General features: G+C 46.8%; 17 protein-coding genes. 14 read left to right on the plus strand and 3 right to left on the minus strand.

The window, feature by feature from the left end; all coding sequences use genetic code 11:
- Positions 1-62 precede the first annotated feature (62 nt).
- The 4 genes from PAEAM_RS03610 (at position 63) to PAEAM_RS03625 (ending at position 3,884) form a co-directional block, all read left to right on the plus strand.
- A complete protein-coding gene (locus tag PAEAM_RS03610) occupies positions 63-1,394 on the plus strand; it encodes an ATP-binding protein (protein WP_243391259.1) in 1,332 nt (443 codons plus the stop codon).
- Positions 1,366-2,259, plus strand: coding sequence for a response regulator (locus tag PAEAM_RS03615; RefSeq protein WP_100526689.1), 894 nt, complete (start codon positions 1,366-1,368; stop codon positions 2,257-2,259). Before PAEAM_RS03610 ends, PAEAM_RS03615 begins: the two co-directional genes overlap by 29 nt.
- 67 nt (positions 2,260-2,326) lie before the next feature.
- Positions 2,327-2,695 (plus strand): DUF4180 domain-containing protein, encoded by a 369-nt coding sequence (locus tag PAEAM_RS03620; RefSeq protein ID WP_100526690.1) that lies wholly within the window; start codon positions 2,327-2,329, stop codon positions 2,693-2,695.
- Positions 2,696-2,759: 64 nt separating this feature from the next.
- Positions 2,760-3,884, plus strand: a complete 1,125-nt coding sequence (locus PAEAM_RS03625; protein ID WP_100526691.1) for an SGNH/GDSL hydrolase family protein — start codon at positions 2,760-2,762, stop codon at positions 3,882-3,884.
- Between the two features lie 146 nt (positions 3,885-4,030).
- On the opposite strand, the gene PAEAM_RS03630 is transcribed toward PAEAM_RS03625, so the two are convergent.
- Positions 4,031-4,597 (minus strand): dihydrofolate reductase family protein, encoded by a 567-nt coding sequence (locus PAEAM_RS03630; protein WP_100526692.1) that lies wholly within the window; start codon positions 4,595-4,597, stop codon positions 4,031-4,033.
- 69 nt (positions 4,598-4,666) lie between these two features.
- Here PAEAM_RS03630 and PAEAM_RS03635 point away from each other — a divergent pair, with 69 nt between their 5' ends.
- From PAEAM_RS03635 to PAEAM_RS32190, 5 genes are all read left to right on the plus strand, one after another.
- Complete coding sequence (locus PAEAM_RS03635; RefSeq protein ID WP_100526693.1) at positions 4,667-5,575, plus strand: helix-turn-helix transcriptional regulator; 909 nt, start codon at positions 4,667-4,669, stop codon at positions 5,573-5,575.
- A 59-nt stretch (positions 5,576-5,634) separates the two neighbouring features.
- The gene (locus PAEAM_RS03640) at positions 5,635-6,561 is read left to right on the plus strand and encodes an oxidoreductase (protein WP_100526694.1); all 927 of its coding nucleotides are present in this window, start codon (positions 5,635-5,637) and stop codon (positions 6,559-6,561) included.
- A 271-nt stretch (positions 6,562-6,832) separates the two neighbouring features.
- Positions 6,833-7,102 carry a CD3324 family protein gene (locus tag PAEAM_RS03645; protein WP_036611734.1) on the plus strand — a complete coding sequence of 90 codons (270 nt, stop codon included), beginning with the start codon at positions 6,833-6,835 and terminating at the stop codon, positions 7,100-7,102.
- 113 nt (positions 7,103-7,215) lie between these two features.
- Positions 7,216-7,575: a hypothetical protein gene (locus PAEAM_RS32185; protein ID WP_243391260.1), complete on the plus strand. Its 360-nt coding sequence runs from the start codon at positions 7,216-7,218 to the stop codon at positions 7,573-7,575.
- 33 nt (positions 7,576-7,608) lie between these two features.
- Positions 7,609-7,833 (plus strand): hypothetical protein, encoded by a 225-nt coding sequence (locus PAEAM_RS32190; RefSeq protein ID WP_243391261.1) that lies wholly within the window; start codon positions 7,609-7,611, stop codon positions 7,831-7,833.
- 49 nt (positions 7,834-7,882) lie between these two features.
- Here the strand turns inward: PAEAM_RS32190 and PAEAM_RS03655 are convergent, their stop codons facing one another.
- Positions 7,883-8,743, minus strand: a complete 861-nt coding sequence (locus tag PAEAM_RS03655; protein WP_100526695.1) for a GNAT family N-acetyltransferase — start codon at positions 8,741-8,743, stop codon at positions 7,883-7,885.
- Between the two features lie 242 nt (positions 8,744-8,985).
- On the opposite strand from PAEAM_RS03655, the gene PAEAM_RS03660 reads away from it, so the two are divergent.
- From PAEAM_RS03660 to PAEAM_RS03670, 3 genes are all read left to right on the plus strand, one after another.
- Positions 8,986-9,456 carry a hypothetical protein gene (locus PAEAM_RS03660; RefSeq protein WP_100526696.1) on the plus strand — a complete coding sequence of 157 codons (471 nt, stop codon included), beginning with the start codon at positions 8,986-8,988 and terminating at the stop codon, positions 9,454-9,456.
- Between the two features lie 268 nt (positions 9,457-9,724).
- Positions 9,725-11,872: a sensor histidine kinase gene (locus PAEAM_RS03665; RefSeq protein WP_100526697.1), complete on the plus strand. Its 2,148-nt coding sequence runs from the start codon at positions 9,725-9,727 to the stop codon at positions 11,870-11,872.
- A 1-nt stretch (position 11,873) separates the two neighbouring features.
- Positions 11,874-12,572: a response regulator transcription factor gene (locus PAEAM_RS03670; RefSeq protein WP_091012342.1), complete on the plus strand. Its 699-nt coding sequence runs from the start codon at positions 11,874-11,876 to the stop codon at positions 12,570-12,572.
- 237 nt (positions 12,573-12,809) lie between these two features.
- Here PAEAM_RS03670 and PAEAM_RS31685 read toward each other — a convergent pair whose 3' ends face one another.
- Positions 12,810-13,004, minus strand: coding sequence for a hypothetical protein (locus PAEAM_RS31685; RefSeq protein WP_165789823.1), 195 nt, complete (start codon positions 13,002-13,004; stop codon positions 12,810-12,812).
- Between PAEAM_RS31685 and minD the strand changes: the two genes are divergently transcribed.
- A complete protein-coding gene (minD, locus tag PAEAM_RS03675; RefSeq protein WP_100526698.1) occupies positions 12,982-13,791 on the plus strand; it encodes a septum site-determining protein MinD in 810 nt (269 codons plus the stop codon). The genes PAEAM_RS31685 and minD overlap by 23 nt on opposite strands.
- Before the next feature lie 585 nt (positions 13,792-14,376).
- A complete protein-coding gene (locus tag PAEAM_RS03680) occupies positions 14,377-21,504 on the plus strand; it encodes an InlB B-repeat-containing protein (RefSeq protein ID WP_100526699.1) in 7,128 nt (2,375 codons plus the stop codon).
- Positions 21,505-21,558: the final 54 nt, after the last annotated feature.

The following is a 21,558-nucleotide window of genomic DNA, read 5'->3' on the forward strand; positions in this document are numbered from 1 at the left end:
TTAGTATATTTAACATTAGAAGCGCGGGTTCCGGCATTGGGCGCTAAACGTTGTTATAGTGGGTGAAGAGATCGATGCGCAATTGGGTCAAAAATGAGAATGTGCAGATGACGGCCATTGCCTTTACCACTGCGGTAGGGGCGCAATTCAAGATAAATCCGTTCCGGGAAGATTACTTCCGAATCGGGCTGGGGGTTAGCATCCTTTTATTTCTGCTGATGATCATGCCACACTTGTCTTATGTGAAGACAGGAATCCTGACAGGCATCGCGAATTTGCTGTTTCAGTCGGTAGATCTCATCAATCATGTACAGACGGTGTCTATACTGGAAAGCATGCGGGACAATCTGGGTGCAGGTATGTATTATGTTTTCTTTGCCTATGGGCTTAGCAAATTCAAGCATCGATTCCATGAGATGCAGCCTCTTCTGCTCGGCGGGTTAATCACATGTATCGATTTCTCCTCTAATCTTGTTGAGCTGCTTTTTCGCGGAATGTTAAGCGGGACCAATATCTTTTATATGAAGGAATGGTTGTATCTGCTTGTGGTAGGTGGTCTGCGAAGTTACTTTGTGATTGGGCTATATAACAGCATTGCGGTGAGGCAGATGCGGCTCTTACATGCAGAGCAGGAGAAGCGGATGGAGCAGATGCTGAGTGTGAACTCGGGTCTGTATGGCGAGGTCTTTTACCTGAAGAAAGCGATGAATACGATCGAAGGCATTACGGCTGACAGCTATGATCTATATCGCGATCTCCGGGAGCAGGACATGAATCAATACAGTCAGCGCACCCTGGGCATCGCTCAGCAGATTCATGAAGTGAAGAAGGATTCACAACGCATTCTCGCGGGTCTGCTGAAGCTGTATGATAACGAAAAAGCAGTCAACATGAGCCTATCTGAAGTACTGAACTTTGCCAGCAAAGCAAACCGAAAATATAGCGAAATGCTGCATAAGCAGGTCGAGATCGATATTGAGCAACAGTATGATTGTGAGTCTCCGTATTACATTCCTCTTCTCACGGTAATGAATAACTTGATTGCCAATGCGGTAGAAGCGATTGAGCATGACGGGAGGGTCCGAATTCGTGTGTATGAGCAAGAAGATGACGTGCATTTCGTCGTGATGGACACTGGAAAAGGCGTACCTGAAGCCAAACGGGATGTTATTTTTGAACCAGGCTATACAACAAAGTTCAATGAAGTTGGCATTGCTGCGACGGGCATTGGCTTGTCCCATGTACGTGATATCGTTCAGTCGTTGGCGGGACAAATTAAGGTAGAGTCGGCGCCTCCGGGAGAGACAGGGACAACATTTGTTATAGCTATTCCCAAAATAAATCTGATCAAGGGGGCCGATGTCGATGACACTTTCTATCATGATCGTGGATGATGATGTGGTAAGTCGGAGCATGCTGCATGATATCATTGAATCCTGTGGTATCGGCGAGCTTGCGGGCATGGCGGAGGGCGGAATAGAAGGAGCACGCATGATCATGGATCTGCGTCCCGATGTGGTGCTGATTGATCTGCTGATGCCGGATCAGGACGGAATTGAGACGGTGGCGAAGCTGAAGCACGGGGGTTATACCGGGAAATTCATCATGATCTCTCAGGTGGAGAACAAAGAGATGGTAGGAGCGGCCTACCAAAACGGCATTGAATTCTTTATTCATAAACCGATTAATCGGGTGGAAGTGGAGCATGTGCTCAGCAAAGTGAATGACCAGTGGAAGTATGAACGATACGTGCTGGAGATCAAGCAGTCGATGGCCCGATTGAATCTGGCGGAAGCGCCGGCCCCTGCCCAAGGTCGTACGGTGCGAGATGCGGCACGAAACATTCTAATGGATCTGGGGATCATCGGAGAAAGTGGTAGCAAGGACATCATTGCGCTCATGGAGTATGCGATTGATCAGAAGCAGGTCGCAGAGTGGCCGCCACTGAAGGAGTCCTATGAAGCGGTGGCCCAGACGTACAAGTCCACGCCCAAAGACGTCGAGAAAGAGAGCAAGGCGATGGAACAGCGCATTCGCAGAACGGTAATTGCCGCGTTAACAAACATGGCCTCGATTGGACTCACCGATTATAGCAACCACAAGTTTGAGCATTATGCTCCCCTGTACTTCGACTTCCAGGATGTTCGAATGAAGATGAGAGCCATGGAAGAAGATCAGGCAGGCGACAAAGGCAAGGTTAATATCAAAAAGTTCCTGCATGTGTTCTACATGGAGACGCTTGAAAAGATGAATAACTAAATAATTATAGTAACTGAGATAGTTATCTCTTAACCAAAAGCCGATGTCCAGAGGAGGAGAAAGTGAAATGAACATAACTATTGATCAGCAAGGCAATTCCAAGGTCGCCATTATTGAAAGTGATGGTATCGTCATCAACAATGCTCAAGATGCACTGGATTTGATGGCTTCGGTAAGGTATACCGATGATGCTGATAAACTCATTATCGACAAATCGAACATCACGGAAGAGTTCTTCGAACTAAAAACCAAGCTTGCAGGCGAGATTTTGCAGAAATACGTGAACTATCATGTTAAGCTTGCTATTGTGGGAGATTTCGAAGGACATAACAGCAAGAGCTTGAGAGATTTCATCTATGAGTGCAACAATGGCAAGCATGTTTTCTTTTTGAAAAACAAAGAGGAAGCGCTTCAAAAGTTGCATAATATCAGTTAAGCGTACATCCGAGGCATGTAGAGAGCCTGCTTATAATATGAACCAAACGTAGGAGGTTTGCACCGTGATATCTAATGAGAATTTAAAGGTATATACTCTGCCTGAGATCGGAAATCTTAAAGTGCATGGCAGAACAACTGGAGAGCGATCGCCGTTGACGTTATTTTGGACGGGGAGTGCAGTTGAACTCAATGTACAGGGCTCCGAACTATGGGTTGAAGTAGAGTCGCAGTATGACATGTATGAGTCATGGATCAGCATTCTGATCAATGGTGTTTCGGTGAGCAGACAGATGTTAACGGCGGGAAGGTACTGGGTCTGTGTATTCCGAGGTATGAACGCGAATGTGGTGAAGAATGTTCGGATCGTTAAGGATGTTCAAGCGATGAGTGGTGACCCGGGTTGTTCCTTGCAGATTCATGCGGTGAAATCGGATGGAGCGTTCCTGCCTGTGCAGGAAAAACCGTACAAGATCGAGTTCATTGGTGACAGTATTACATCTGGTGAAGGTGCGATTGGAGCGAAAGCGGAGGAAGATTGGATTCCGATGTGGTTCAGCGCCATACATAATTATACGTTTATGACAGCAGAGGCATTGAATGCAGAATATCGGGTCATCTCGCAAAGTGGCTGGGGTGTGCTGACAAGTTGGGATAACAATCCAAAGGGGAACATCCCCGAGTATTACGAACAGGTCTGTGGCTTGCTTACTGGTGAACGTAACGAAGCGTTAGGTGCAGGAGATGAGCATGATTTTGGTTCGTGGCAGCCGGACGTGGTGGTCGTGAACCTGGGTAGCAATGATGGGGGTGCATTTCAGTCACCGGAATGGAAAGACCCCGACACTGGCAAGGTGTACAAGCAGCGTTTGAACGAAGACGGTACGTATCATGAAGAAGATCTGGCTGCTTTTGAGAAAGCGGTGGAACAGTTCCTGTTCAAACTTCGGAAAAACAATCCGGATGCACAACTCGTATGGGCTTATGGCATGCTTGGTTTTCCCATGATGCCTGCCATCTACCGCGCGGTTGATACGTATACGAAGGGGACAGGAGACCGCAAGGTCTCAATCATCCAGCTTCCTGATACAACCGAAGAGACGGTAGGAGCGCGTACCCATCCTGGCGAGTTATCTCACCGTAGGACGGCAGAGGTGTTAGCGGAATATGTACGAGGAATGATAGGATAACTTGATACTTGATACTTGATACTTGATACTTGATACATGGTAATGGAAAGACCACTCTTTCATGAACGGGTACCCCAATGGTTAGATGGTGTCTAACTTTATGGTGTCCATGTATCACAAGAATGGTCTTTCCCTTTTCTACTTATCTAGACATTCGAAGCTGTATCCGCTGGGCCGCTGTTCTGTACCTCATAACGAATCGAAATGATCTGTCCCAGCGTCTGGGTTCGGAGCATTTTAAATTGACTTGGCACAGTGCCTGTCGGGAATAAAGGAATGCCTTCACCAAGAATCTTGGGAATGATGGCGACTTCGATCTCATCCAGTAGTTTTTTTGCTAACACAGCTTGAACCAATATGCCGCCACCCACAATCCACACATCTCCATCAGAAGTTTGTTTTAACTGGGGAATGAGCGTATCTACCTCCTCGGTTGTAAACTGTACATGCGGAGCGGGCGGCTGTTCCGAGCGGGAAAGCACATACGTTGGGCGATCCGCATAGGGAAATTCTTCGGAAAGTGTGAGCACCTCTTCATACGTATAACGTCCCATAACAACGCTACCGATTGTTTCATAAAAGGCAGCATACCCGTTGTCTCCACCATCACCCTCCACATCAAATAACCAATCTACCGAACCGTCCAGTCTTGCGATATATCCATCCAAACTCATAGCAATGTACAAAATTGTTTTGTTATCAGACATGTTCATCGCTCCTTTCTAAAATGTATGATACACTTTAACTATGACAAAAGTTGACGTAGTTAGGATGTTGAATTCATGAATCATCGAAAACTGGCTATTATGCGCCTGATGGATTCCAGACAAAAGTTCACCGCCCGGGAACTGGCAGAACGGTTCGACGTATCGATTCGTACGATCCAGCGAGATCTGGATGCATTGCAGGCGCTGGGTTTTCCTTTGTACACAGAAGTTGGCGTGAACGGAGGATATCGGGTGTTGCCCAATCGGATTTTGCCACCTCTTCAACTGACACAGCAGGAGGCATTAGGGCTGTTTATGATGCTGGAATATCTACAGCAAGTACCGGATTTTCCGTATGGATTAATGCGTGAACATCTGGCTGAGCAGTATTTCTCTACTTTGCCCGAAGATGTACAGGATCTGATTATGCGAATGAGAGAGCATATCACCTTTGTCCAGCACCCCGGTGGGCATTCCGAGCCTTTAACAACAGCGATATTGGGTGCAGCGGTAGAAAAGAGAGAAATCGAATTTATGTATCATGCCCGCAGTGGTCCTAAAAAAGTACAGGTCTTTCCCTATGGCATCTACTATGAGCAGGGACATTGGTACATGCCAGCCCGAAATAAGGACCGCGTGTTATTGTATCGGGTGGATCGCATGCAGCAATTGACGGTTATGGAATCAGTGGATAAATCTGTTCCAAGTCTAAAGGCATGGCTAGCTGCCAAAGAAGATAGAGCAAGCGTAGAAGTGGTGCTGCAATTCACGGAATTTGGAGCAAGGATTGCGGCGTCAGATGTGTTGTTCAAGTCAGTTGAAGGCCATGAGTGGCGCGGACTTGTTCCGCCCGAGGAGTTCTCTTTTACAGCGCGAAAATTACTCTCCTATGGGCCGGAAGTGAAGGTGGTGTCTCCGCTCGAACTGCAACAGCAGGTTAGAGGGATGCTGGAACGGAGTTTAAGCCAGTATGGTGGGGGATAAAAGCTTTAAAAGCTGGATATTAGGGTATCAAGGAAGAGATAAGAAAGGTGTGTAGACAAATGAGCGAAGTTTGGACTAAAGACATCATCCCGACTGTATCCGATAAAGTAGTGATTGTGACAGGTTCGAACGGCGGGTTAGGGTATGAAACGGCATTAGCGTTAGCTGAAAAAGGGGCAAAAGTTATCCTTGCAGTTCGTAATCTGGAAAAAGGTGAAAAGGCAGCTAATAAAATAAAGTCGTCTGTGCATGTAGCTGGAGAGGTAATCGTTATGCAACTTGATCTTAGCGATTTAGCTAGTATCCGTAAGTTCGCAGCCGCTTTTCTTGAGCAATACGATTCTTTGTCCATTCTCGTTAATAATGCAGGAATTATGAACCCTCCATTCCAGTTGACGAAAGATGGCTTTGAATTACAGTTTGGTAGTAATCATCTAGGCCATTTTGCGCTTACGGGTCTACTATTGCCTCGATTGATCTCTACTCCGAAATCGAGAGTTGTCACTGTAAGTAGTATGGCAGCTCATAATGGTGCGATTGATTTTAATAATTTAGATGGCTCCAAAGGATATAATCCCATGAAGTTCTACAGTCAAAGCAAGCTAGCCAATCTGATGTTTGCGAGAGAGCTGCAGAATAAATTTAATTCCGCCCATATTGATTCCATGAGTATCGCCGCTCATCCAGGAATTTCGCATACCAACCTATTTTCCTTCGGTTCGGGGAAACAGACCAATATATTCATGCGCAGTCTTTTGAAAATCATTAGTCAACCGGCACATATGGGGGCATTACCTACCTTATATGCTGCAGCAGATCCGACGATCACGGGAGGGGAGTATATTGCTCCCAGCGGTATGGGCGGCACTAAGGGCTATCCCAAGAGCGCTAAGATCATCGAAAAATTATATGACGCTAACATTTCAAACAAGCTATGGAGCGTATCAGAAGAATTAACAGGGGTATATTACAGATTCGACGTGTAGATTTTGCCATGAAGGAAAATAAACCTTATTATGGAATAGACAGTTAAAAGTTCTTCAGCACGAATAAGATTAACTGAATGGGGGGCTACCATGATTCGTTTCATAAGAAATTTCACGATCCGCTCTATGCAGAGTCCATGTGATGAACAACGGCGGTTGTTTGTATAGAGCGTGAAATCCATTTCCGCCATATCATTGTAGTGCATATCCAATGTGTTCATTGTACGACTCTGCTGCCTTAAAGATTTTAACTTTTAAGGAGTGGAGCAACGTGAAATATATTAATGCGGATACAATCTTCCCGGAAGAATTACTCAAAGAAATACAGCGTCATATCTCTGGTGGCTTGATCTATATTCCGAGGCCCAAGGATGCCCACAAGAAGTGGGGCGAGAATTCGGGTGGCAGAAGGATTGTCCGGGAGCGGAACGACGAGATCCGCCAGCTTTTTGCTGCCGGAACAACCATCGATCAGCTTGCGGACCAATACTGTTTATCCATCGATAGCATCAAGAAAATTGTGTATTGCAAAAAGGGATGAAACTATAAAAGCCATGTTCGAGCAATCGAATGTGGCTTTTTCCTGTAAGAATAAAGAATAGTTATTAAAGCTTTTTTACATATTCGAGGTTGTTAATTACGCGTACAATTCATTTGACGGTACAAGGATATGCGTTGAGAGTTCTTGAAATTAACTCCTTAAATCATCTGGTAAGGTTGGTGAATATGAATATAGAAGTGAAATTAACGAATAAAGACGAGGCGTATGTGATTAAAAATATGTACCCGCTATACCTTCATGATCTATCCGGACATTATGGTCTGGGTGGAGAGCATACCCCGAACGAACATGGCATTTTTGAGCCAAGTCCTGATTATATAACTTTGCAGGATCAGTATAACGTCCAGAACATATGGTGGGAAAAACCGGAGTGTCTTTATCCGTTCCTCATGATTGTGGGTGGCATACCGGCAGGGTTTGCGTTCATAGCTACTCCGCCATATTGTTCATAAGGCACGAATTTCTTTGTACATGACTTCTTTCTGATGCAGCCGTTTCGAGGTGTAGGCGTTGCTGAACACGCGGCATCGACGATCTTCGGAATGTTTAGAGGAAACTGGGAGTTGTTCACCAATCCATCGGAGAAAAATAAGATTGGCCAATCTTTCTGGCGGAAAACAGTGAATAATTATACCAAAGGTAACTATCGGGAAATGTACGGGCAAACGTTCGATGGTTATAAATTGATTTTTCAATTCTCCAATATATAAAAAGAGAGACCGTCTCCCAATGAGGAAAACGATCTCTCTCTACTGCCTTTTATAAACTACCGTTGAAATAGTGATACTCAGAATTTACTTCAAAACCAACACTGCGGTACAGATTCAAAGCACGTTTGTTCTCGGTAACAACGGATAAGCGGATATCTGTGTAACTTTGTTTCCTTAGGAGATCAACCAGGATGCTAAGCGCAGTGCGCCCCAGTTTCTGTCCCTGATAAGCAGGCAAGATACAGAAGTTATGAATAAATGCGGTTGTTGCATTAATGGAGTTGACCCGTACCAGCCCAACAGGCAGTTGATTCTGCCATGCAATATAGGTGACTCGGCTGGGTTCATTCGTTTGCATAAAGTACTCGCGTGTCCAGTCCTCCGAATCTCCAAAGGCTTGGGAGGAGCAAGTGACCATAAACTCCATATCCTCGGTTTCTGCCACGGACAACGTTAGTTCAGGTGGCTCCACAACCGAAAGGACCTCATTCACAAGTTGCATCGAGTACTCCGCACGATCATAAATGGCTCCAAGGGATTGGGCAGTATGAACACCCGGAGATAAGCCCTGAGGAACGCGATAACTGAGTTGGTTAATCCCTTGTGGTTTCATATCCAGGATGGCTCTTTTCAGTAGGCTGCCGAACACACCTTGGCGACGAAAATCTGGGTGTACGATGGCATTAATATTCCCGGTTACGCCGTCGGATGGATACCAACTGAGGAGTCCTACCAAATCACCGTGGCGATAACAGAGGAGTGCATGGTCTCCGTCTTTTTTGCTAATATGGTCAAGGTCTGCTTTCAGATGAATGGAATCAAGCTGTTTACATTGTTGTTCGAGTAAAATAATAGCATCAATCTGTTCCTTGGAATCATAGATCATAGGAACGACTTGATAAGTTAACATAGCTTTCACACCTTCATTGTTGAAGGAAACACGCAGTTATTGGACCAGCAGGCGCTGTCCTTCGAGAGTTGGTCCAGTTGTAATTTTGATCATCATCATTATCTCCTCCAAATCACTTCCCGATGACTATAACACAATCTATGATGAAGATGACACCCAATGGATATAATTCACTGGGTGTCTGTTCAGATTCGCCCAATAACTGGACATTATATCCTATTGAAGGGATAATTGAGAGTAATATGACGAGAAAGGGAGGGGTTAACCATGCGCAAGTTGGCATATGTGATGGGTATATTATTTCTTTCCGCCAGACAACAGAACTCACTGTGGATGGCAAGGACTATGAGGATACGTTAGAGATGGAAGGGTTATTGGCCAAAGGAGAGACGATGAAGCCGTTCCTGACCTCCAGGAATTATGAGGCTTACATGGCTAATCGATATATTGTCTTGCCTCTTCAGGTTGCACACATCGAACAAGCGAAACTGCATCCTGAAAATATACAAACCAAGATCAAAGATAACAAGAGCGACTGGATTCTGGTGGAATACACGCTTGATCTGAAATTTACAGACAAGAACGGCAAGGAGTTCAAGTCCATTCCGCTATCGGGCGATATCACCTTTTTGCAGGATCAGGGAGAATGGCGCATTCAGGATGATACGTACAACAGGGATGCATTCGCAGACATCATTAATAATTCTCTATAGTTCATGAAGTGTCTGTGATTCCGGCACATAGGGGTTGTGCTCGAATTATCCATTACGAATAAGCTCTTTCATATTAAGTACGCACTTCAAAGTGCGTACTTTTTTGTGGGTGTGTCCAGCTAAGCGTGCGTCGTCAAAAGGGCTTCATCGTGATGATTGTTCTTGTCTCTTCCTAGAAATTTGCAGGGTACATTCTCCTGTAATGATGATATCATTTGGATAAATAAACTTACTTATTGCGCTTTTAGAGATTGGGGTTGGATTCATCATGAGGGGAATTCTCCGAGTCGGTTCTCGTAAGGTGTGGTTTTATATCGTTGTTGCCGTTATTGTTGGCTTGGTTGCAGGCTATGTCGTCCTCTCTGAGCCGGACTCTCCTAAGTTCCAAAGTGAAAAAGGTATTCTGGATTTAAGGCAGGTTCAGCTCAGTGCGAATCCGCAAAAGTTAACAGGGGAGTGGTCGTTCTACTGGCAAGAGCTACTGTCGCCTGAGGACATACGGGTTCGTTCGGCAAGGGAAGGAAATCAGGACCACTGGATCAGCATCCCAAGCTCCTGGCTTGGCTATCCGTTAGAAGGTCAGCGGCTGAGTGGTACAGGCTATGCAACCTTTCGACTGGTCATACAACTAAGCGAGAACGATCGAAACGAGCAGCTTACTCTGCGGTTGCCGAGCATTTTTCATGCGTACAAATTATGGGTGAATGGCGAACTTCTAGAAGAAGTTGGTGAGGTGGGTCAGGACAAGAGCCGCGTGACCCCGCATCTGGAGACGAAACTGGTGTATTTTCAGCCTAAAAACGATACGATAGAGCTGGTTATGCAAGTAGCCAACTTCAATCATAAGCGTGGCGGCATTACCAAGGATATCGAGCTGGGTGGTAGTGACGTACTAACTTCCAAGACCAATCTGAATCTTGCCAGGGATATGTTCATCACGGCAAGTTTACTAGTGATCGGCTTGTATAATCTGCTGTTGTTCATGCTGCGACGTAAGGATAGGGCTCCGTTATATTTTGGCCTGTTTACTGTACTGCTTGGTATTCGATCCTTGTTCAACGGGGAGCTTATCTTTACACAATGGTTGCCTCAGTTTCCTTGGGAATTGCAGTTCAAGATTGAATATCTGATTCTTTGTGTCAGTGGTTATATCATCAGCATGTATTTTGATAGCATTTTTCCCAATTACATATCACGATGGTTTCGTCTTTTTAGCTTGATTACAACCGGCGCATTCTGTGTCCTTGTGGTGGTAACTCCTGCACTTATATATTCAAAATTTATGCTGATGATCGGTGTAATGGTGGTACTACATATGGTTTATCTGATGATCGGGCTGGTTTACTCGGCTGTGCGACGATTAGAGGGAGCTTTAATCTTCCTGTTGGTGTCGGTGATTACTTTATTCACGGTTGTCAACGATTTTTTATATTTTAACGGATGGTCGCCGATTGGAAATACATCTCCGCTTGGGTTATTGATATTTACGATTGCGCAGTTGATTCTGCTGTCTTCGCGATCTACGAGGACGGCATCGAACGAAGAGAGAATTACACGTGAATTACAGGACGTTAATGACAAGCTGATCGAAATGAATATGAATCTGGAACAGACCGTTCAGGAGCGAACACAGGCCTTATCTACAGTGCATGATGATCTCCAATCCTCGTATGACCGACTGCTTCACTCCGAGCAAGGGAGGAAGAAGCTTCTTGCTTATATTACGCATGATCTGCGTATGCCGTTGTCCAGTATGCTTGGATATGTAGAAGCTATACAGGACAGGGTCAAGCCGGAACGCAATGAACAATATCTGAAGTACATCCGGGAGAACACGATAAGGATTAACCGTATGATCGAGGAGTTGTCCTTCTTGTCTCATTTGGAGACCGGACAGGTCTCGTACCGAATGGAGCCGATTCAGATGATTCCTTTCTTGCATGGTTTTTTTGAACAATATGAGTTGGTAGTGCGTGACGCAGGATTAGACTTCGTACTGGATATCGGAGATACCGAGGATAGACGATCTATTTTGCCAGTTGTCGAGATGGATGCGAAAAGAGTAGAGCAGGCCTTATTTAATCTAGTATCTAACGCCATGAAGTTCACCTCCAGCGGGGGGGTGGTGCGTATTGCACTAGTTGTGGAAATGGTGAATCATGCTCCTCATGCAGTTATTAGCATAGAGGATTCTGGTATGGGGATTCCTCCGGATCAGCTTGAGCAAATCTTCGAACGTAATTACAGATACGATCGGCCGGGAATGGGCATAGAGGGCAGTGGACTGGGACTGGCAATTTGCAGGGAAATCGTACAAGCGCACGGAGGCATGGTTCGAGCGGAGAGCGACGGCAAGATGGGGGCGACATTCTATATAACGTTTCCTTGTACGGTGATTGAAGGAAAGGGGTGCTGAGATGGACACGCACAAAATCATGATCGTTGATGATGATCCTCATATATGCGAGATTGTGCAGGTGTATTGTGATAGGGAGGGATTTGTCTCCACCTGCAGTCATAGCGGGTCAGAAGCGATGGAGCTGCTTGCATCGTTTGAGCCGGATTTAATTATACTGGACATATTACTGGCTAATGAAAACGGTATTGACTGGTGCAGGAATGCGCGTAATCTCACCAGTGCGCCGATTGTGTTTCTGAGCAGTCAAGAGGAAGACGAAATAAAAATTAGCGCATTATCCTATGGCGGAGACGATTATGTGACCAAGCCGTTCAGTCCGGGAGTGCTCATGGCCAAGATCAAGGCTCACCTTCGCAGAGTGTCGACGGGTAGAAGGGAACAATTGCTGGAGTTACCGGGTTTGACACTGGATTTCTACACGCAGTCCGTCAACATGGGGAGTATACCTATCTCTTTATCGAAAAAAGAATTCAGTCTGCTGTCCTATATGGCACAAAACGTGAATCGTGTCGTCAGTGTCGATACGTTGTTTCAAATCATCTGGGGAATGGAAAGTCTGGAGGATACAAGAACGGTTGCTGTACATATCAGTAATTTACGCAAAAAAATTGAGTCTGACCCTGCCGACCCCGAGCGAATCATTACGGTTCGGGGGAGCGGATATATGCTGGTTTCTAACAGTACGTCACAAGCATGAATATAGCAGTAAGGGTGGTAGTCTATTATAAATGGGAAAATGGCGTTGGAGCAGTACCTGACGCTATTGGCCCATTTTTTGTTCTTTCCACTAGCTTCGTAACCGACTCAAGATATTGAATCCCTCAACACCAGTCTGCGCTTTTCCATCCTCGTCAAAATGATGTGCCATCTCTCCGAAGAATTAAAGGATCCAATACGAACGGATTTAAAGTTTTCTTTAGGTTTCTCAAGTAGGTTAATCCATCATGATAAAATCACTGTGGTCGATATAACGACATATTTCATCAAATTGCAACTGATTATTAGCTACGAGGGCATTACATTCAAGCCGGATCAAACGATAATACGTGAAGAAATGGTTGTCTTGCTGTCCCGCATTAGTACTTGAAGAGAAGGAAGTGGCTCCGATGGCACGAGTTATATGTATCACATCAGGGAAAGGCGGAGTTGGCAAGACAACGGTCACGGCTAATCTCGGGACTGCCCTTGCCTTATCGGGGAGCAGCGTTTGCTTGATCGACGCTGATTTTGGATTGAGAAATCTGGATATTCCGCTTGGTTTGAGTAATAGGGTAGGGTATCACATTTCTGATTATCTGACGGGTCAATGTGCTTTACATCAAGTGATCGTCAAAGATAAGCGAATCAGTACCTTGTCCTTTATCTCTTGTAGTAACGACGCGGTGCATCACGATGATCCGCAAGTTTTTCGCGTGGTTGTGCAGCAAATAGCCCAAGGTTATGATTATGTGCTGATCGATTCACCTGCAGGCATTGAAAATGGATTCTGGAATGCGGCTTTGGCAGCAGATGAGGCTATTGTCGTTACTACGCCTCATCGTACATCGCTTCAGGACGCGGATCGCGTAATCGGATTATTAGAAGATATGATTCCGGCTCCGCCACAGCTCATCATTAATATGGCCGACGGACAGGAAGCCCGTTCGGCAACGGTAAAGATGCAGGATATTATCGATATTCTCAATATTGGTGTGATTGGCGTGATCCATGCCGATGTACAAATTATACGTTCCGTACATAAGGGCATTCCGATTGCGCTTAATCCCGAGTTCGAAAGCGGGCTGCGCTTCAGGCATATCGCCCACAATGTGGCGAAGAATCAGCAGGAGCCTTTTATCTCATTGAAACCTAAGAGGCATATTAGTGTTTTTTCACTTCCTCCAAGACTGCGTTGGGGGAAGAGCAGTTCGTTATAGTCGATTCTGGTAGATGAATCGTTGAGACGGGAATCATCTGGAATGGATTGCAGACTAGCTTAAGAATTCATGAAAAATAGTGGTGTGGGAGTTACCTTCCCTCAGCCACTATTTTTTGATGTCATTGATGTTCTCGCTTGCGAGTAGTTGCTTACTTAAAGTTTTCTTTATAATTCACAAGCGCCCCTATCTCGCATGTTAAAATATTGAAGAAAAAACGACATAATTTGCTGTGTCGGTGTCACAATTCGACTGCGACTGATCAGAAAGGTCGGTGAACGAATTCAATCTGTAAAGTTGGCATTATCGTACCTTAAAGCAGTCGGATCTCTCCAGTTGGATGTTTGAGCTGACGTTGATGTTCTGAATGTTGAACGTCGCAGCTAGGACAACGCCATTTCTGTATGTTAAGTTTTTCCTCGCTTGATCTCCACGTGCCGAGCGAACTGACTCGCAGGAGACCAATGAGCCCGATCTGGGCCATTGGTTTCGGCTATTAGTCTGGCTTTGTTGATTAGCTTGGTTAGAAACCAATTTTGGATGGTCTTTTTTAGTTTGATCTATACATAGAAGGGATGAATAAAAGTGAAGAAAGTAATACAGGGATGGAAGGTGAGCCGGCAGATCCTGATGTGGATGCTGGTGATCAGCTTAATCGTTACTGCCGTGCCCCTATTACCAGCGCAATCGGCAGTAGCGGCTGAACTGCCGATGCAGAAGACAAAAGTAATCGCATCCACTGGATTCCAGGATGTGAGTCCCACCGACTGGTTCTATGATGCAGTCGTCCATGTGCAGGAGAAGGGCATATTCAGCGGAACGAACGCGAGTAGCTTCTCTCCTAAGGGGACAATGACACGTGCCATGTATGTAACGGCACTTGGCCGGATGGCCGGAGTCGATGTGGGGGCGTACTCCACTTCGAGCTTTGCCGATGTACAGGCGGGCAGCTGGTATGCGCCATATGTCGAATGGGCGGTTAAGAAGGGAATTACCGATGGCACGGGGGATCGGAAATATTCGCCGGATGCTACCGTATCTCGGGAGCAGATGGCGACGATGACGTTGCGTTATTTCGAAAGCGAACAGATTCCATATCAGACCGAGAATCCGGTCACGACAGAGCCGGGCGATCTCGCGAATGTTTCGCCTTGGGCGGCTGACGCGGTCGTCAAGCTGTGGCAAGCCGGTGTGTTCACCGGAGACGCCAAGGGCAACTTCAATCCGCGTGCGCAAGCGACTCGCGCTGAAGCGGCGGTTCTCTTCATGCGTAACAACGCGGTTGTGGAAGCTTGGAAAAATCAGAATCCAACGCCAGTGACGCCTACTCCGACACCAACACCGACAACTCCGGTGACAACAACGCCGACACCCGGCGGTAACAATGGCGGCGGAACGCCTGGAGACAACGGAAGCAGCCCTGGCGCCGGTTCCACTGCGTATACGCTCACGTTTGAGAGCAACGGAGGCACGGCGGTTGCTGCGCAGACGATACGAAAAGGCCAGGTGCTAAATAACCTGCCGGCTCCAACAAAAGAGGGATACATTTTCCAGGGATGGTTTACAGACAGCGATTTCTCGCTCATTTTTGCAGAGGGTAGTACGCTAACTGAGGATATGAAGTTGTATGCGAAGTATACGGATAGCATAGATAATGCCGTACAGAGCACACCAAGCTATTCGGTGCTGGATGTGGCACCGGACTTCACGATCGCAGTACACGATGCATCAGGCAACCTGACAGTATCTGAGGTTCAAGCGAAAATGACCTTCACAGACACGGCGAATCCCGACTTTGCTGGAGTTACCGTCACTGGCGGGAACGGGGCCTTCACGGTAGCGTCCGCAGCTGAAGACGGAAAATTCGTTGAAGGCAATACGTATCAACTGACGTTGAATAGCGATAACCTGTCCTTCCAAGGTCAGGATGCGACGACGCGTATTTACGTTTTTAGTGTCGCTAAGCGAGAGGTTCTGGACATTCCGCTGAACCCGAACATGATCTACCTCCCGTACACGGATGTCACGGATATGATGCTAAATGGCACAGAGGTGGGTTCACCAGCGATTTCGGTAGTTGCCACGACAGTGGGCGGTAGCGAAAATGCGCTCGCTGAAGCGAATGCGAGCAGCGGAACGTTTAAGTATACAGAAAACACCGAGATTCAAGTGGGCGATACCGTCGCCATCTATCAAGGAACTCGTCCCGATCAACGCACGTTAGAAACCACCGGCGCTGACGACGGCGATGTGGCCTATGTCCAGATTACGGCGGTAGACGGAAGCACCTATACCTACGATCATGCGGATATCAAGCAAGTGTTGCTCAAGCCGGATGTTCTGCCGGTGAGTGTGGAAGCAGACACAGATGGAGATCGGAACAACAAATCCATCACGGTTGAGCATACCCAGATGAATTACAGCGACAGCCTGTATGAGCCTTTCGGCTTAGATGAGTTAACCACGGTGGATGTGGGTGACTTTATCGGTTTTTATGAAGGTGAATTCGGCGCCGAAACAGGTTTTGAGACCGTTGGGTACGGGCGTATCATTTCGATTACGCCTGAAGCTGAGATGGACGTCATCGAATATACTGATGCCACGATTGAAGATATTGAGAATGTCTTCAACATCTATCAGAAGCAAGCCATTGACGGCGAAGATCTGTTATCGGAAGAGCAGATCGCACAGCTCGAAGAGCAAATTGAGCAGCAAGCGAGAGACAGCGGATTCGTCAATGAAGCTGCGGATTATCTGTCTGACATCGCCATGGAGACGAAGGAAATTCAGGAGATCAAGGCTCAGTCCTCCCTAGCGTCCGGTAAAGGGAGCCGGGTAAGTGTGGAGAATCTGACCGTTGTTGCTTCACTCGGCACGAGGCTGAAGAATATTGACGGCCGAACCTCAGGCGTAAGCGCTACATTACAAGTGGGTGCCGATATTGTTGTCAATATCAATGAAGACAGTGATCTTGTCATCCATATGACGGGTACATTCGTTCAGGAGATGAGCCTAGATCTCGGTATTAATGGAGATATGCAAGGGCATTGGCTGAAAAAGTGGGGAATTCCTTACTGGTACAGCATTGATGATTATGTAATTACGGCGAATCTGGATGCTTATAGCTATACCGGAATGAACATCACGGCAGAGATAGCTCTCGTTGAACACGATAAGTTAAATGATGCACTGAATGACTGGGTGGGCGAGAAGAATGCTGGCAGGTTGGGAAAGGTTCAGGACATCGCGACACAGATTAAAGCGGTAATGGCGGGTATGCAGGATACTGCCGTAGATGCGGAATCGTTGAAGGAAAAGTATCAAGAGATGTTGGAGCAAGACACGGAGTGGGTTCCGTTAATCAAGAAAGAGCTCTTTGAAAAGAGCGTACGCGTGGCTTTAGGTATTGTGGAAGTTAAATTTGAAGCGGAGTTTGTGGTCAGCGCTCAGGTGAACCTGACGGTGGGGGCAGATTTCTACTATAAGATGGCCAAGCGCTACTCGGTTAGCTTGCGCGTATTGAGTTTCAGTGGTTCGAGCAATACGGTCAGCTTGCCGGGAGACGGAGATTACCAATTTACCTTCTATGTGATGGGGACGATCGGTTTACGAGCTGGTATTCATATGGAGGTCAAAGCGGGGATTGGAAGCGTCAAGTTGAATAGTATCGGGCTTGCTGTAGAACCCGGTGTGTATGTGAATCTGTGGGGCTACTTCTATTATCAATTGAAAAATATTAGCGGGGTGGAGAGTACGAAGTCTCTAGGTGCTCTGTTCGTTGAGATGGGCATCTATTTGGAGGTCGAACTTGGCGCGCAATTAGGCGATGGAGCGCTCTCGGGCAGCGTGGAGCTGGTCGATGAAGAGTGGCCACTGTATACCATTGGGGAAGAAAAGAACGTCTACGATTTCGCCTATCCACAGGATAAGTCGCTCCGATTGAACTTAGCGGGTTCCGCGTCATCCATCGCTGTGCCGGCGTTATGGCTCACGATGAATACGTTTGATTTGAAGACAGGCGATACGGATACCCGTTCGTATCATAATCCGGAAAATTCGGATTATAACCCATCGAAGTTTGATATCCAGGTGGACCATCCAAATTTCAAATATAATGCGGCTAACGGGATGATTGAAGTGGTGGACAAGAACATTCAGGTGAGTGATGGCAACCTGATTATCACCTGGAAGGGTGCACCAGCGTCGTTCACATCTAGTCCACTCAAGCGCACCATTCAGTTGAGCTGGCTCGCCAGAACAGGTGACTACATCCTACAACTGGACCCGCAAAATGGCGGAGTAACCGATATTGTTGCGGCCCGTTATAATGCGCCGATCAGTGTGACCACCCCGGTATATCGGGGATATACCTTTGATGGCTGGTATACGGCTGCTTCCGGCGGCACGAAGGTGACGATTCCGAGCCGAATGGCTGCGGAGGACCGGAAACTGTACGCACACTGGATTGCGAACAAGGACACGCCATATACTGTTGAACATTATATGTTAGACCCGAACAGCAGGACATCGGCTCCGCCTGTAGATACGGAGAATCTCACCGGAACAACGGACACGGAGATTCGAATCAACTCTGACAGATTCAAGGAACAAGGCTATGAGAACGGAATAGTAAACGGCGTATTAATTAAGGGAGACGGCTCGACGGTCGTTAGAGTTAATTACTCTCCGGGGAATAGAACGATGACGTTCGCTGGGGGTTATGCGGGTGCACCAAGAGTCTCGCTAACGGGAGCAGGCGGCAAGAACATCGCTGCTCGTGTACCGGTGCCGACAAGACCAGGATATACGTTTGCTGGTTGGTCGCCAGATATTCCAAGTACAATGCCGATTGTGGATACCACGTATACAGCGCAATGGAAGGGGAATGAGGGTACACCTTATCAGGTTGTACACTTACTGCAAAATATCGGAAGTGACACTTATACGGTTGTGGATACGGAATCGTATCGTGGAGCTACCTATACAGAAGCGAATGTGGCAGATGCCAAGCCTAAATCCTATGCGGGCTTTGTACGAGATGACAGTGTTCCGGGAGCGGTACTGACAGCTCTGATTGAAGGTAACGGTACAACGGTGCTGAAGGTGTACTATAAGCGCGAGGCGTACCAAATGACTGTTGATTACAATGGTTCTGGACAAACAAGTACAACGGATATCGTTCCATTCGGAGCGACAATGTTGCTCCGTCTAGGCACGCCAACATGGCAGGGATATAGCTTTACGGGTTGGTCGCCAACGCTTCCGACTACCATGCCTGCGGAAGATGTTCAATTTACCGCGCAGTGGGCAATTAACAACTATACCGTAACCTTTGACACTTACGGTGGGTCCGAAGCGACGGCTCAGACTGTGGGATATGGTGCTACGATTAGTACACCGATTGAACCGATGAGAGATGGTTATGTATTTGGCGGCTGGTATAGTGATAACACGTTGACGAATGCTTACGACTTCTCTGCGGCGATAACGGGGGATCTCACACTACATGCGAAGTGGCTGATCCCTTACACAATAAGCTTCGAGAGTAATGAAGGGTCGGTAGTAGATGCCCAAACAGTGAATGAAGGGACCAAGGCTATGGCACCTGTCGCCCCAGAGCGGGAAGGCTATGTGTTTAGCGGCTGGTACAGCGATATCGAATTAATGAACGCCTACAATTTCACTACTATGGTGGTAACGGGAGACCTGACATTGTACGCGAAGTGGACGGTTTATGTACCGAATACGTATACTGTAACTTTTGAGAGTAACGGCGGATCAGTGGTCACAGAACAGACGGTGAATGAAGGTGCCGTGGCTGCTGCTCCTGGTGCACCGATGCTGGAAGGATACACGTTCGATGGCTGGTATAGTGATAGCGAATTGACGACACCTTATGGTTTCACGGAAGGTGTAATGGCGAATGTGATGCTGTACGCGAAGTGGACAAAGAACAGCTACACAGTAAGCTTTAACAGTAACAATGGATCGTCGGTGAGTAGTCAGTCCGTGAGTGAAGGTGACACGGCAACAATTCCTGACGCACCGACGCGCGCAGGACATGTATTTAATGGTTGGTATAGTCAAGCTGGTCTAAATGAAGCCTACAGCTTCATGATACCAGTGATGACTAACCTCACGTTGTACGCGAAATGGACGGCAATCTACACAGTGAGTTTCAACAGTAACGGCGGATCATCGGTGGCTGACCAGACTATGGAAAGTGGCAGCACTGCCATGGAGCCTACTGTACCGACGAGGGATGGGTACACATTCAACGGTTGGTATAGCGATATTGGACTGAATGAAGCGTATAGCTTCACGACATCGGTGACGGGTAACCGCACACTTTACGCGAAGTGGACATTTGACAGCCACATGGTCAGCTTCGAGAGTAACGGTGGGACAGCCGTAGCGAGTCAGGTGGTGGCTCCTAACGGCAATGCTGTGGAACCTGCTCCACTGAAATGGGCGGGCTATCGATTCGATGGTTGGTACAGCGATCGTGATCTGGAGATCGTCTACGACTTCGGGACGCCGGTGACGGCAGACATAAGGCTTTACGCGAAGTGGACCATGACATCGTGGCTGCAGGTGGGTGACGAGCTGGAATTGAATAGCAAGTCCAATATCGTCTTCGACAGTCAAGGGACGCCTTACATGGCTTATATAAAGGACAATAACGAAGTATCTGTGGTGCAATATAAGGGAGGCACGTGGCAGCCCGTTGGCAATCAAAGCGATCTTGAAAAAGCGGGAGGATTGGGGAGCTCAGCTATATCGCTTGGAATAGACAGTAAGGATAAGATTTATGTTGGTTATAAGAACAGTTCAGGTCAAGTAAGCTTTAAGAATTACAATGATGAACATAAGTGGTGGAGACCAGTAACTATTTATGATTTCGATTGGAAAGACGGAACGAGTGTCAGACCGAATGTAAGAAAAGTGGATAGAGTTTACGATAGCTTCGTCATTACCTTTGATAAGGATGATAATCCTTTTCTGATGTTTAGAGGTGTTTTGGTTGGTAATGCTGCAGAACCATCAATGCTCATGTCATGGAGGTTTTATAAAGATAGGGGACGGGTACAAGAAGCGAGGGTACAGGCATACGCAGGTCTAAGAGCATTCCTCGCACCGTTACCAAACAACGGCATGTATTTGTTTGCTCCATCTTACGCATCTGTTTCATCCAGTAGTTATGCGGCATTAGGATATAGCTTACCAGCTAGCTCATCTGGACAGGATAAATTTTGGGAATTATTAGATCCGAAACAATATTCATATCCAGCATCTGCAAATATGGTTGCTGCATCCGCGCTTGATCCGTCTGGCGTACCTTATATGATCTATCTTAGCAGCTCCAACGTTGTTGAAATGTGGAAATATCCGCACTCCATTCCGTCAGAAGATACAGCATGGGAGAAGGTGAGCACTGCCGGATTCTCGGTCGATTCGTCTAAAGGAGGAAGCATGGATATGGCCTTTGACAGCCAAGGCACGCCTTACGTTGCTTATCGAGATGCTGCATATGGCAACAAGGTGACTGTGATGAAATACGAGAATATGGGTTGGAGACCGGTAGGGTCTGCCGGATTCTCCAATGATGACGCTCTGGAGCTAGATGTTTTCATAGACAGCACCGACCACGTTTATGTAAGTTATAAGAAACAAGGTAAAATGAATATGATGAAGTATGATCCGAACTTGTAATATCCTTAATAGATTAGATTGGCAGAACAGCCTGCTCCCATGGGAGTAGGCTGT

Origin of the sequence: Paenibacillus sp. GM1FR (assembly GCF_002803315.1) — a bacterium.
Lineage (GTDB): Bacteria > Bacillota > Bacilli > Paenibacillales > Paenibacillaceae > Paenibacillus > Paenibacillus amylolyticus.

Bases quoted from the DNA above. Each gene is read 5' to 3' on its own strand.
- PAEAM_RS03615 (WP_100526689.1), top strand. From the start codon at position 1,366: ATGACACTTTCTATCATGATCGTGGATGATGATGTGGTAAGTCGGAGC.
- PAEAM_RS03620 (WP_100526690.1), top strand. From the start codon at position 2,327: ATGAACATAACTATTGATCAGCAAGGCAATTCCAAGGTCGCCATTATT.
- PAEAM_RS03630 (WP_100526692.1), bottom strand. From the start codon at position 4,597: ATGAACATGTCTGATAACAAAACAATTTTGTACATTGCTATGAGTTTG.
- PAEAM_RS03635 (WP_100526693.1), top strand. From the start codon at position 4,667: ATGAATCATCGAAAACTGGCTATTATGCGCCTGATGGATTCCAGACAA.
- PAEAM_RS03640 (WP_100526694.1), top strand. From the start codon at position 5,635: ATGAGCGAAGTTTGGACTAAAGACATCATCCCGACTGTATCCGATAAA.
- PAEAM_RS32190 (WP_243391261.1), top strand. From the start codon at position 7,609: ATGCAGCCGTTTCGAGGTGTAGGCGTTGCTGAACACGCGGCATCGACG.
- PAEAM_RS03655 (WP_100526695.1), bottom strand. From the start codon at position 8,743: ATGTTAACTTATCAAGTCGTTCCTATGATCTATGATTCCAAGGAACAG.
- PAEAM_RS03660 (WP_100526696.1), top strand. From the start codon at position 8,986: ATGACGAGAAAGGGAGGGGTTAACCATGCGCAAGTTGGCATATGTGAT.
- PAEAM_RS03665 (WP_100526697.1), top strand. From the start codon at position 9,725: ATGAGGGGAATTCTCCGAGTCGGTTCTCGTAAGGTGTGGTTTTATATC.
- PAEAM_RS03670 (WP_091012342.1), top strand. From the start codon at position 11,874: ATGGACACGCACAAAATCATGATCGTTGATGATGATCCTCATATATGC.
- minD (WP_100526698.1), top strand. From the start codon at position 12,982: ATGGCACGAGTTATATGTATCACATCAGGGAAAGGCGGAGTTGGCAAG.